This is a genomic window from Spirochaetota bacterium (genome assembly GCA_004297825.1).
Lineage (GTDB): Bacteria > Spirochaetota > UBA4802 > UBA4802 > UBA5368 > FW300-bin19.
This window is the reverse complement of sequence record SCSX01000086.1, coordinates 1-12705: the sequence shown is the minus strand read 5'-3', so window position 1 is coordinate 12705 and position 12705 is coordinate 1. Positions and strand designations below refer to the sequence as shown.

General features: G+C 56.6%; 11 protein-coding genes. 3 read left to right on the top strand and 8 right to left on the bottom strand.

The features are described 5' to 3' along the window. Window positions 1-49: 49 nt before the first annotated feature. Complete coding sequence (locus EPN93_19105; protein TAL30714.1) at window positions 50-373, top strand: inorganic pyrophosphatase Ppa; 324 nt, start codon at window positions 50-52, stop codon at window positions 371-373. A 122-nt stretch (window positions 374-495) separates the two neighbouring features. Continuing rightward, window positions 496-1656: a hypothetical protein gene (locus EPN93_19100; protein ID TAL30713.1), complete on the top strand. Its 1161-nt coding sequence runs from the start codon at window positions 496-498 to the stop codon at window positions 1654-1656. On the opposite strand, the gene EPN93_19095 is transcribed toward EPN93_19100, so the two are convergent. From EPN93_19095 to EPN93_19065, 7 genes are all read right to left on the bottom strand, one after another. After that, complete coding sequence (locus EPN93_19095) at window positions 1639-3858, bottom strand: tetratricopeptide repeat protein (GenBank protein ID TAL30712.1); 2220 nt, start codon at window positions 3856-3858, stop codon at window positions 1639-1641. The genes EPN93_19100 and EPN93_19095 overlap by 18 nt on opposite strands. An 88-nt stretch (window positions 3859-3946) precedes the next feature. After that, on the bottom strand, window positions 3947-5239 hold the full coding sequence (locus tag EPN93_19090; protein ID TAL30711.1) for a hypothetical protein: 1293 nt from the start codon (window positions 5237-5239) through the stop codon (window positions 3947-3949). Further along, window positions 5217-5873 carry a serine/threonine protein phosphatase gene (locus EPN93_19085; GenBank protein ID TAL30710.1) on the bottom strand — a complete coding sequence of 219 codons (657 nt, stop codon included), beginning with the start codon at window positions 5871-5873 and terminating at the stop codon, window positions 5217-5219. The genes EPN93_19090 and EPN93_19085 overlap by 23 nt, the downstream gene beginning before the upstream one ends. Before the next feature lie 4 nt (window positions 5874-5877). After that, window positions 5878-6789 carry a hypothetical protein gene (locus EPN93_19080; protein ID TAL30709.1) on the bottom strand — a complete coding sequence of 304 codons (912 nt, stop codon included), beginning with the start codon at window positions 6787-6789 and terminating at the stop codon, window positions 5878-5880. Between the two features lie 19 nt (window positions 6790-6808). After that, a complete protein-coding gene (locus tag EPN93_19075; GenBank protein TAL30708.1) occupies window positions 6809-7798 on the bottom strand; it encodes an ABC transporter permease in 990 nt (329 codons plus the stop codon). Next, window positions 7795-8796: an ABC transporter permease gene (locus tag EPN93_19070; protein ID TAL30707.1), complete on the bottom strand. Its 1002-nt coding sequence runs from the start codon at window positions 8794-8796 to the stop codon at window positions 7795-7797. Before EPN93_19070 ends, EPN93_19075 begins: the two co-directional genes overlap by 4 nt. Further along, window positions 8789-10423: a hypothetical protein gene (locus EPN93_19065; GenBank protein TAL30706.1), complete on the bottom strand. Its 1635-nt coding sequence runs from the start codon at window positions 10421-10423 to the stop codon at window positions 8789-8791. The genes EPN93_19070 and EPN93_19065 overlap by 8 nt, the downstream gene beginning before the upstream one ends. Window positions 10424-10506: 83 nt before the next feature. Here EPN93_19065 and EPN93_19060 point away from each other — a divergent pair, with 83 nt between their 5' ends. Further along, on the top strand, window positions 10507-11748 hold the full coding sequence (locus EPN93_19060; protein TAL30705.1) for an HD domain-containing protein: 1242 nt from the start codon (window positions 10507-10509) through the stop codon (window positions 11746-11748). A gap of 4 nt (window positions 11749-11752) precedes the next feature. Here the strand turns inward: EPN93_19060 and EPN93_19055 are convergent, their stop codons facing one another. After that, complete coding sequence (locus EPN93_19055; GenBank protein ID TAL30704.1) at window positions 11753-12544, bottom strand: lipoate--protein ligase family protein; 792 nt, start codon at window positions 12542-12544, stop codon at window positions 11753-11755. Between the last annotated feature and the right edge of the window lie 161 nt (window positions 12545-12705).

Below are 12705 nucleotides of genomic sequence, written 5' to 3'. Positions count from 1 at the left end.
AATATTATGGGGCGTCGTAGTTGCGACAGGTGAGGATTGGCAGGAATTCATGGAAGAGAGGACATACATTCAGAATCTGCTGGAATCTTCCGGCAAATTCGACATACAACAGCACCAGGGTCTTAATTTCAAGAAGACCCACATGTCCTTTACCGGTACGCCTCGAAAGCACCCGACCGACAAGACGAAGGTGGTGCTGGTGGCAGAGCCGTTCGGATCACGTTCGGTAATGTACGAGTTTTCACTCTCGTCGATCGCGTACATCGAGGAAGTGGAGACCATTACCGACTCCGCCGGGAAAAGCGCCTTCGTCATGCGACTCTGGGTAAGGAAGGGTGAAATTGCGAATAAAATCGAGCCCTTTCTGGTCTGAAAGGCGGGCCGGGTTTATCCCCCATTATTTAAATAATATTTGATTTTTTAGATTCGATCCGCCAAACTTTCGTCTATTCTCTCTTCAGGGAGAGTTAATCTTGTAAGTGCGACCACGGCAAAATGGCAAAACATAAAATCGGGACCATTCATCAGAAGAACAGGATCATCGACAATATCATCCGTACGATCGTCGAGAAAGACCACTTCCTCATTTGCGGGCACAAGACACCCGACGAGGACTGCATCGCATCCATGGTCGCGTTTGCGATCCTGCTGACCAAGTTCGACAAGACGCCCATGATTTACCTTGGCGGATCGATGCCGGCCAACCTTTCCTACCTGCTCAACATCTGCAAGTATAACTCGATCCGGATCATCAATGAAAAGCAGGCCATCAGGAACGCGGTCGATGTAATCATCATCTGCGATACGCCTAAAAAGACCATGTTGAATATCAACCGGAAAATTTCGGCCATGTTCGCCGACAAGAAAATAGTCAAGATAGAGATCGACCACCACCTCGGGGGCGACAGCGACTATATCGGCGATCCTGAATACTCTCTGGTCACCGACGCCTCGTCCGCAAGCGAGCTGGTCGGCTACATCGCCCTCAAGCTCCGGACCAGGAAGGAACTCCTCAACGAATACCTCATCTCCGATCCGTTTTCGCGCAATCTGGTGCTCGCTATTCTAACGGGAATTGTGGGCGATACCCAGATGGGCAAATTTCTGAAATCAAAGCGCGAACACCACTTTTACAATATCTTTTCGGATATGTATAATTCGATACTTCAGCGGACGACGGTCAAGGAGACGAATTTCACCGATATCGGCCAGGTGTTCAAGGAGCTGCAGCATCTCTCCGAGGACGAGGAGCGCTGCTACAGGTTCATTTATGAAAAAAAGCAGATTGCCGATTCCATCGGGTACGTGCTTCTTCGCAAGGGTGACATGAAAAAACTCTCATCCCTGTACGATGGCGAAACCATAATCACCGTAACGAGGGCGATCGCGGACACCCTTGCGGAGGAAAGCGGAAAGCTGAGCCTGCTGTGTTATTACGACCAGGGTCACGGCCTTGTCCAGTTCAGGATGAGAAGGAGCCGCGCATTTAAGAGTTTTGATCTCAGGGACGTTCTCAAGATATTCGAAATCCCCAACGGCGGCGGGCATGAAGGGGCCATAGGCTTTCGCGTCGAGGAAAATAAAATATCCGATATCGACGCCTATCTGAATGACTTTCTCGTCACCATGGAAAAGGAGCTAGCCGGCTTTTCGTAATTCCGACAGCTCGAATTCCGCCAGCCGGTTTTCCGCGTCCAGGTTCACGACGCGCTCGAAGCAGCGGATGGCGTCGATTTTCGCCCCCTGCTTCTTGTACGCCATTCCCTGCGCGTACAGTGCATTCACGAAATTCTGGTCTATCCGCAGCGCTTCCTCGAGCATTTCAATGGCCTTCAGGTAATCCAGCATCTGGTAATGCGCGGCCCCCGCGATGTAATACGCGTACTTGTTTCTCGTGTCGTGCTGCAGGTACTCGTTGATGCTCTCCACGGCCTTCCCGAAATTGTTTATACGGAAATAGGTTTTCGCGAGATTGTATATGAGCTTCCTGTTCTTGGGATAAAGGCGGAGTCCCCGTTCCAGGTAATCGATCGCCTCGTAATACTTTCCCTCATTCACGAGGCTTTTGGAGCTTTTAATGATGTCGATGGCCTCGTCACGGGCGAGCTCGACGACCATCAGGGTGATGTCGTCCTCAACCTGGGTGTTGCCGATATAGCGCTGTACGTCGTCTATAATCGCGCTCGTAAAGTCTTCGAGGGTAAGATGCTTGAACTTGCGTATCGCCTCGGTGAGCCGCTCGACCGAGTATTCGCGGCGCTGCTCGTCGACCGCTTCGCTGATGCCGTCGGTATAGAGTATTATCCGGTCATTGTAATTGAGCCTGGCCGACTTTTCCTCATAGGTGTCCCGCGCTTCTTCGATGGCCCCGATGAACAATCCGTTGGTGTCGAGAAGCTCGATTTTTCCCTCGTCCCTCCTCAGCAGTATGGCCTTCTGATGGCTCGCGTTGGAATACGACAGATTATATTCCTCGTCGAAGGCGAGGAAAAAGCACGTCAGGTAATCCTGTGTTTTCACGTGGTCGATAAGGCTCTGGTTTACGTCCTGAAAAATACGCCGGGGGGAATCGTACTTCGCGCATGCGTTACCGAACGCGATTTTCGCCATCGTGGTCACGAGGGCGGCGGGTATACCGTGCCCCGACACGTCCGCGATGAGCAATCCGAGCTTGTTTCCCTTGAGCTGGAACACGTCGTAGAAATCGCCGCCTATCTTCTCCATGGCGATGTAGCGCACCGAAAATTTCATTTCGTTCCAGTCGTCTATTTTTCCGGGGAGAATGCCGCGCTGTATCGTGCCCGCGATATCGAGCTGCTTCTGGATAAGATCGTCCCTTTCCTTCAGGTCCGAGAGCGCGCTCTGGAGCTCCATGGTGCGCTGCTCGACCTTCGTTTCCATGTTTTTGCGGTGCTCCTCGATCTCCCGCGCCATTTCCATGAGCCCGAACTCGATGACCGAGAATTCCCGGTCGAGCGAGAGGACCTCGAATTTATGCTGCGCGCCCCCTGCGACGGCGATCGAGAATTGTTTCATGTCGTTGAGAACGCGCAGCATGGAATTCGTATTCACCATCATGAGCAGGATGGCGGTCAGCACCGATGCCAGGAAATACGCGACCATCGTGGTAACGTCGATTTCCCGGAAATACATGCCCTTCTGGATGAGGGCCGCAAAGGTGATGAGGGTGAGCACCATGAGGATAACGAAGAAGCTGAATTTAAAATTAATCCCGATTAACATGCGCGGATTTACAATGATACCGCGCCTTCTCAGCTCGTTATAGCAGGTCGCCCTCTCCCTCCCGGTCAGGATTTCGGTGAGAAGGTAGGTCGACATCCCGTATAATATCCAGAGCACCATCATGGCGACCCCGGTGGCCTTGATAAGGTGCCGGAATTCCCCGGCATCGAATGTCCCGGTCATCTGCATTTCGATATAGACGAAAACGGCCACGAACACGCCCGCGAGCATGGCATGATACACCCCGGCGATCATGTTATAGAGGGGCAGTTCCGATACATAGACATAAAGTTTCCGAAGCTCATCGTCGGGAATTGCCGGGTTCAGCTCGTTTCCGGAAATATTGCGGTTAATCGAACGGAGCGATTTATAAAAGGCGGGAATCCTGATTCCCGTCAACATGCCGAATTCGAAATAATGGTGAAACGCGACAATACCCACCGCCCAGGGAAGCCAGCGTGCAATATAGCCGATAAGGGGACTGTCCTGTGATACGATGAACGCGGTTCCGATAAAATAGCCAAAGAGGCCGCTTATCCAGCCGCCCATTACCGTGATGAAGACCAGGGCGAATGTGTAATTGATTTTGCGGGCGAGAAAATAAAAGAACCTCATGGCATACCCTTTTCCGTTCGAAGAGTCGTCGGGCCGCTACTATTCGCGGCTAGGCTAGCAGACTGGTATGTAAATTCAACCACAAAAATTATCGTCCCGTGCGGGAGCCCTCTGCGTCAACGACATCGGGGATTTTCACGCACCGGATTCCCCCGATCGCGTCTTCGCGGAGGTTGGGGATACCTCCCACCTGGCGCCGGGTGACCCTGATTTCTTCCGCTTTTGAATACCACGCACCCCCCCGGAGGACCTTAACCTGGGTGCCGAAAAGCCTGTTGGTATTCCTGGAACCCATATAGGCGCGGTACCAGCTCGATGTCCATTCCGGGGCGTTGCCCGCCATATTTACAATCCCGTAGGGGGAATTACCCTCGCCGTCCAGGTCCGTGACAGGCACCAGGCCGCGCGCCTGTCCGGCTTTTTCACCATCCCCGGCGGATCCACCGCTTAACGACTCTGCACAATTGGCGACACCGGGCTTGAAGCGGTTTCCCCAGGGAAAGCGGATCGGCTTCTTCCTGTACTCGAAGCGGTCTCCGGCTTTGAAGGGATCGAGTCCCTGGCCGCGGGCCGCCTTCTCCCATTCCTCTTCCGTGGGAAGACGCTTCCCCGCCCAGTGCGCGTAGGCTTCGGCTTCCGTATAGGTCACGATAACAGGCAGGCGCTCCTCACCGGGGGGAATCACTTTCCCGCCCCAGGCCCGCGGGGGCGACGTCTTCTCCGCTGTACTATACGCAAGATATTCCTCGTTCGATACTTCGAACCGGTCGATGTAGAAGGCCGGAATGTCCAGGACCTGCTCGGGAGATTCATCGGCGTCGCCGTCTTGTGCGCCGAACACGAACCTTCCGGCCGGGACGAGCACCATTTCCCTGGAATCCCCGGCCGAGATAATCTCCTTGCGAAACACGACCGGGTTCCCGGCCAGCTTCTCGGGCTGCGGGGTCGGTATAATTTTTACCGGCACTTCCGTTCCGACCGTCATCCCGGATCGAACGAGGGAATCGTCATACCCTTCGTTCAACCTGTACCGTCCCAGGGCCCTGAAGCACTGGGCGAGCCCGCATGTTTCGCGTCCGGATTTGATGATGTCGACCGAGCCTATCGGCTCCCCATTTTCAATTAAAATGTACCGTGCTTCCCCCGGCTCGTTCTCGAAGAGGATGGTGACGAGGGAGTCCTTTCTCTTCGACTCGATTCGGCCCTTGATTTCCAGGGACGCCCACCCGATCTCCGCGGCCGTTATCAACGCCGCGGCGAGGATGATGAAAAGACCGAAATACCATATTTTTCTTCTATTCATAACCTGTTTGCGCGCACGCATGCGCTTCTTATTTCGACAGCCGGGAAGTACCCGTTCATGAGTGAAACTCCGCACCATCGGGCCAGCGGAGGCAGCTCAATACGCCCCCGTACACCGCGCCTGTATCGATCCCGATAATATTGTGCTCGCGATCACGATATATCTTCCGGTACGAACCGGTAAGGTAGATGGTAGGCGTATGTCCGAATATAACCGTTTTTTCCCACCGTCGATTCGACCGGAAAAAATCCTCCCTGATCCATGTCAGGTCATGGGCGGATTGCGCCTCTATACTGTATATTTTCGGATTGAGGCCCGCGTGAACCGCAATGAAATTTTCCCCCTCGAAAAATAGCCGCAATGAATTGAAAAAGTCCAGGTGACCGGCGGGTACTTCAAACAGGCCGCCCCGGTGCTTACGGTAGCTCCTGATGGTGCTGTCCCCGCCGTTCATCCGGTATATGTTGGAATTGAGCCCGCGCTCGGCGTAATCCAGGAAGAGGCCTTCATGGTTGCCTTTCAGGAAAACGCAATTTCTCCGATCCGAGAGACCGCGCAGGTATTCGATCACCTCGAACGACTCGGCTCCCCTGTCGATGTAATCGCCCAGGAACACGAGGGTGTCGTCCCGGTTCATTTTTTCGTCTATGCGCGTGTAAAGGGAATCGAGCTTCTCCAGGCAGCCGTGAATATCGCCTATCAGGTAATACATTGAATCACCCGGTGCCGGCCGGGACCGGCGGCAGTTCTTCCCTCAGTTTCTCGATTGTCGCCGCGGCGACGCGTTCGTCCGGAGCGTCCGTCACCCCGAAAATCCACTCGCGCTCGATCGTGATCATCAAAACGCCGCCGCCTTCCAGGCGCTTCTGGGCGATGCGCCGGGTTCCCGCGTCTCGAAGCTCCAGTGCCCCGCTTCCCGCCAGTGCCCCCGTGAATTCCCTGAGCGCCTGCCCGGGGGAGTCCTTTCGCGCGTAGATGACCGATATCGCCAATCCGTCCTTGATGCGCCGCCGCATGAAAAAAGCGCCCGAGGAGGGAATAAAGCCCAGTCCCTCCGGGTAATAGCTCACCCGGAATCTGTCCGATTCGCCGCCAAAGGTATCGACGTCGGAAGGGAGCCGTTCCCCCGTGGACATGAGTGCCGCGCAGACCGATTCCGCGCATGCGAGCATATCTTTTCTTGCCTCACGGGATCCCGTGCCGACCGAAACGATCCCGCAGAACCTTCCCTTTCTGAATCGAAGAACGCGGTCCGTACAGCAGGCATCGTCCGCGTTCGCGACGGTTATGCCTTCCGGTTCATGAATCGGGTCGAGCCTGCCCATGAGACCGAACGCATCGAGGGCGGAGGGCGCCTCGTACAACTCCAGGGACAGTTCCCTTCCCGGATCGGAGTACCACACGAAGGACATGCGCGCGGCCGCCTCCAGGCGGAAACGCGCCGCGAGGGCCGCTTTTTCGGGGCCCAGGAGGGATATATCGGTCCCCTGAAAGCTGCGCGGTGCATCCCGGAGTTTCCATCCCGGGAGGTCCGATTCGCGCGGCAGCGCATCCTGAATCCGTTGTCCCGTCGTCGCGGCGGTCGCACAGGACAGCACCGCAGCCAGCACGGCGGGAGCTACAAGCATCCTGACGCGGGACGAGATGCTACTCGTTGACCTTGAGCGCACGGGGATTAATGGCATCCTGGAAGCCCTCCCCCACCAGATTGTAGGCGGTGATGGTAATGAAGATAAAGGAGCCCGGAATAAGTGTCAACCACCACGCGAAGTCCATGAAGTCGCGCGATTGGGAGAGGATATCCCCCCAGCTCGGGGTGGGGGGCTGGACGCCAAACCCCAGGAAGCTGAGCGACGATTCTATGAGAATGGTAGACGCGACCCCGAATGTCGCGGAGACGAGCACGGGGGCGAGACTGTTGGGAAGCATGTGCCTGAAGATGATCACCGCGTCCCTGACGCCGAGCGAACGCGAGGCCTGTACGTATTCCATCTCACGCAGCTTCAGGAATTCGCCGCGGACGATCCGCGCGATCCCGGTCCAGCCGGTTATGCCTATGATCACCATCACGTTCACGAGGCTGGGTCCCACCAAGGCGAGCATGGTAAGTATAAGGAAAAAGGTGGGGAAACAAATCACTATCTCGATTACCCGGGAGATCACGATATCCACCGCGCCCCCGTAATAGCCGGCGATCGCACCGATCGCCATGCCTATGCTCACGTATATGATCACCGCGATAAGTCCCACCATCATGGAAACCCGTGCCCCGTGGACCATGCGCGCCGCCAGGTCCCTGCCCTGTTCGTCGGTACCCAGCCAGTGCGCCCCGCCGGGACCGGTGACGATCGAATCGAGATCATATTCCGAATACGAATACGGTATGGGCGGGAAGAGCTTGAAGCCCTTCACCGCAGGGTTCCTGAGATCGACGTCGCGAAGCTCGGGGTAGTTGAAGAACAGGGGGAAAAACACCCTGGATTCGCCCACGAAGACATAGGGCTTATCGTTCGCGATAAGCGGGGCGAGGAGCGCGATCGAAAGGAGAATGCCCACCACGCATAATCCCGCCAGGGCGAGCCTGTTCCTCCTGAACTGATGCCAGACATTACGCCAGTATCCGCGGTACGCGCTCATGCCTTCGCCTCCAGCCGTATGCGCGGATCGACCACGCTGTACATGATGTCCGCGACAAGAATCCCCATAAGCGTGAGCATCGCCGATATCGACGCGATCGCCATGATCACGGGAATGTCCCTGGACAGTATCGCCTCGAACGCGAGGAGCCCCATCCCGGGGATCGAAAAAATCGATTCCACGATCACGCTTCCCCCCAGCAGGCCGGGTAGTATGCTCGCCATAAGGGTGACGAGCGGGACGAGCGAATTCCGGAACGCGTGAATGAAGACTACCCTGGAGCGGCCCAGGCCCTTCGCGCGCGCCGTCACGATATATTGCTGGCTGATCACCTCGAGCAGGTTTGCGCGCATGTAGCGCGCAAGGAAGGCGAATCCCCCGTAGGTGAGCGTCACGACGGGAAGGACGAGGTGCCACGTCACGTCGCCGAGATACCGGTACCAGGGATAATCCGCCGCGCCGTCGGACACGATGCCGCCGAGCGGAAACAGGTTGAGGAACTCGCCCCCGCTGAGCACCATGAGAAGCAGTAGTCCCACCCAGAAGCTGGGGAGAGAATAGAGCACGAAGAGCGCGACGCTCGAAACGCGGTCATAGAGCGAATCCTTCTTGAGCGCCGATACGATCCCCGCCGGGATGGATATGATATAGACGAGCACCATGCTGATGATGTTGAGCGCGAGAGTAATCGGGAGCGATTCGGCGATGCGGGCGCTCACGGGACGGCCGTCCTTTCGCGAGGTTCCGAAATCGAGCACCACCATTCTCCCCAGCCACTCGAAATACCCGGTGATAATGGGCTTGTCAAGTCCGTACAGCCGGCGCTCCTCTTCCATGGCCTGCTTCGCCGCGGCGGTCGTCTTGAGCTCGCCCTGCATCCCGGCGCGCAGGCTCGTGTAATCCCCCGGCGCCAGGCGGACCATTGAATAGGTTATCAGGCTGATCCCCAGGAAGGTCGGCAGTATGAGAAGGAGCCGCTTCAGCAGGTATTTACTCATGCGTTTTCCTTACCTTCCATTCGTGGAGATTAAGTCCCTTCGGGTGCACGCGGACGCCGTCGAAGCGCCTGCTCACCGTCACGAGATTCGGATTGCAGAACAGGAACGTATACGGCTGCTCCTCGTGCAGAATCGCATGCAGCCGGTGGAGCATGCGTATCCGCGCCTCTTCATCGTACTCGACACGGAATCTCTCGATGAGCGCGTCGGCCTCGGGGTTGGAGAAACCGCAGTGATTGGAGCCCTGCGTTATCTGCGAGGAATGCCAGAGCTGGTACGGGTCCTCCTCGAATCCGAGCGACCAGCCCAGGGTGACCGCGTCGAAGTCGCGCGCGTCCAGCTTTTGCACGAACACGGCCCATTCGAACCGGAGGATATCCATCTCGATGCCGTTTTTCATGAGGTCTTCCTTGAGTATGGTGGAAAGCCTCTCGGCGAACTTGCTGGCCGAAGAAATGGCGATCTTGAACGAAAATTTTTTTCCGTCCTTGTCGAGTATCCCGTCGTTGTCGGTATCGGACCACCCGGCCTCTTTCAATAGCTCCCTTGCGCGGGCCGGATCGTAGGGCCAGGGCTTGATCGAGGCGTCGTATGCCCTGCTGTTAATATAGGCCGTCCCGCTCACGATTTTGCCCAGGCCGAAATTCAGCTTCTCGAGTATTCCCTCGCGGTTGACCATATGCGTGAGCGCGCGACGCACACGCCGGTCGTTAAAAGGTTCGCGGCGCGCGTTCCAGCCTATGTAACTGTAATTGGGCGTGTAGTATTCGAGTTTGTAAAAACCCCGGTCGAATTTTTCGGAATTTGTCTGGCGCACCCACTGGATGGGGCGCAGCGACACAAGGTCGAGCTCGCCCTTTTTGAGCATCTGGAGCGCGACGTTCGGCTCCTGCACGATCTTGTAGACGATTCGGTCGATCTCGGGCGCCCGGTCGCGGAAACGCGGGTTCCGCGCGAGTGTAATGCGCTTGCCGGTATCCCATTTTTCAAAAATATACGGGCCCGTTCCCACCGGGTGTCGCCCGCCCGGATGCGCATTGAAATCCGTCCCGTCGTCGAAGATGTGCCGGGGGACTATGGGAATGGTGCCACAGATTTCCAGCGCCCTGAAATACTGGCGGGAATACCTGAACTCCACGGTATATCGGTCAAGCCGGCGAACGCTTTCAACGTCGATGTAGTAAACCTTGAGGGGGGCACATGCGGTTTTCGGGTCTTTAATGACATTGTACGAATATACGATATCGTCGGCGGTGAGCTCAACCCCGTCGCTCCAGAGAACCCCCTGCTTGAGGCGAAACACGTACGTAAGCCCGTCCGCGGATATCGTCCAAGAGTCGGCGAGTTGCGGGACGATCTTGAGCGAATCATAATCCCTGTCAAGGAGCGACTCGTAGATATGCTCGTTGATCGCGGAGGCCACCGCCTCGTTCGAGGTTATGGGATTGAGGTGGCCGGGCTCCGCCCCCAGGTGAATGAGTATCGTTCCGGGATTGTCGCGCCCCGCGGTAGAACCGCACGAACCCGCGCCCGCAAGCGCCGCGATCACCAGCAATAGTATCCTAAATCCTTTGAAGCTCACCCTTACCCCCGATTCGTTAACCTGAACAGGTGTACTTGTATCCATCCGATTTCCTTTTTCGCAAGTCTTTTTCTTGGGACAGGAAACCCGCGTGCAGATGTAAAAAATTGCATGACAGGGAACGGGCAATGGTGTATCTTGAACCTACGAGGAGTCGTAACCCTCGATTGCACATCGATATATATAAAGAGGAAGGATCGATGAGTGTGCGCAGAATCAGGATCAACCTGAATTATGTCTCACCCGAAAGCAGTTTCATCTACCCCATTCACTCCGAGTCGGGAGACCAGATTCTCGATGCAAGGATGATGATCTCGGCGAAGCTCCTGGCGGATATTCGCAGGCGCTTCGGTGATTATGTCTACTACACGGATACCGGCGAGCGCGCGATCATCCCCGCCCATCATATGCGCGCCGCCTACAACAAATCCCGCGAGCTCGTCGAAGAGATAGGGAAAACCCAGAAGATATCCAGGATCGCCTTTCGCGAAACGGAGCGCGTGGTCGAAGAAATCGTCAACGACCTGAGCGCCCGTGAGATCGAGGCCATAGATCTCATGAAGGATTTGAAATCGGCGGACGAGTACCATTTCACGCATTCGGTGAACGTGGGCGTGCTGGCGGGCATGTTCGCGAAGAAGCGCGGCATCTACAGCAGGGACGAGATAAAGTATATCACCCTTGGCTCGTACCTGCACGACGTGGGCTGTACGCGCCTGGACCAGCAGCTTTTAAAGAAACCGGGAAAGCTCACCGTCACGGAGATTCAGAAGATGAAACGCCACCCCCAGCTCGGCTACGAGCTGCTGAAAAGCCTGGAGCATATAAGCCCCATCGTGCTCCAGTGCGTGCTCTTCCATCACGAACGGTTCAACCATGAAGGATATTACGGGCTCCCCTATGAGACGCTTCCCGAATTTCCCAAGATGGTCTCTATCTGCGATATCTACGACGCCCTCACGTCGAAGCGGCCTTACCGCAGCGAGGTCGCGCCCGCGTTCGCCCTCAAGGCGGTCGTGAACGCGATCGAGTCCCATTTCGACTACGAGCTCATCTCCGAGTTCGTCAACAAGATATCCCCCATCCTCAACCACACGCAGATGTTCTACACGATGAACGACATATGCGAGCTCAGCACGCAGGAGCTTGCCCTCATCAAGGGCTACGGGCGCGACGACTTCATGAAGCCGCGCGTCAACGCGTTCTGCAAATTCGAAAGGAAGGGAAGCCAGCTCCACGTGAGTTACTATACGGATCCGGTGCCGATAGACCTGTCGTCCGATCCGGCGCGCAAGCTCACCAAGATACTCAACAACGAACGGCAGGTACAGGCGATCCGCGAGAAGATCGAGGAGCGGGGCCTCGATTGACGCGTCAGGGCTTGACCGCCCGGTCGCGGTTCCACGCGGGATTTTCGAAAAGGCGCTCCCGCGCACCGCGCGCATCCTCCTCCTCGGCGGGCGAAAGGACTGATTCCGAAAACTCGATCGAGCATTTATCCCGGAATGATCCGATTATCGCCGCATTCATCTCCCCGATAAACGCCTCACCCCCCGCACGCGGACCGATCATTTCCCTGAGGGAGGTCACGCGCGATGCCGCGCCGGCCGGCTCCTTTCCCGCGAGTTTTTCCGGGGCGATTTTCAGGTACCTGAACATCCTGGCGGCGTCCAGGTCCAGGAGCAGGGTTCCGTGTTGCAGCAATACCCCGTCACGGCGCGTCTGCGCGCTCCCCGAGATTTTTTTGCCGTTGGTCACGATATCGTTCACGGGCTGATACTCGGCCGTAACGCCCACGCGCGCGAGGGCTTCTATCACGGGAGCGAGAAGTCCCCGGTAGCTGTCAAGGACGGTCCCGAATGCGAGCGGATGCGCCAGGGGTACGCACACGCTGTAGGTGATCTCGAACTCGTGGAGAACGGCGCCCCCGCCGGTTATCCTGCGTATTATGGGAACCCCGTCCGATGCGCACGCCTCCGCGTCGAGCTCCTCGTCTATGACCTGGAAATACCCTATCGTGACGGCCGGGACTATCCACCGGTACAGGCGCAGCACCGGCGGGCTGTCGCCGCGCGATACGGCCTTCATGAGGGCGTAATCCGCGCCCATATTGAATGCCCCCGGAAGCGCGGGGTGCTCTATAAGACGCCATGTCTCTCTCATCATTCCACCGGAACCGCGGTCGCGATCGCGCGGGCGATCGATTCGGGGCTTACGCCCACAAGTTCAATTGTGCCCCCGCGGATGAGATTTTTCAGTATTTCTATGGCAGAATTTTCATCGAACGGCGTATTATTGAGGGAATTTTCGAGGCTTTCGACGGCGTC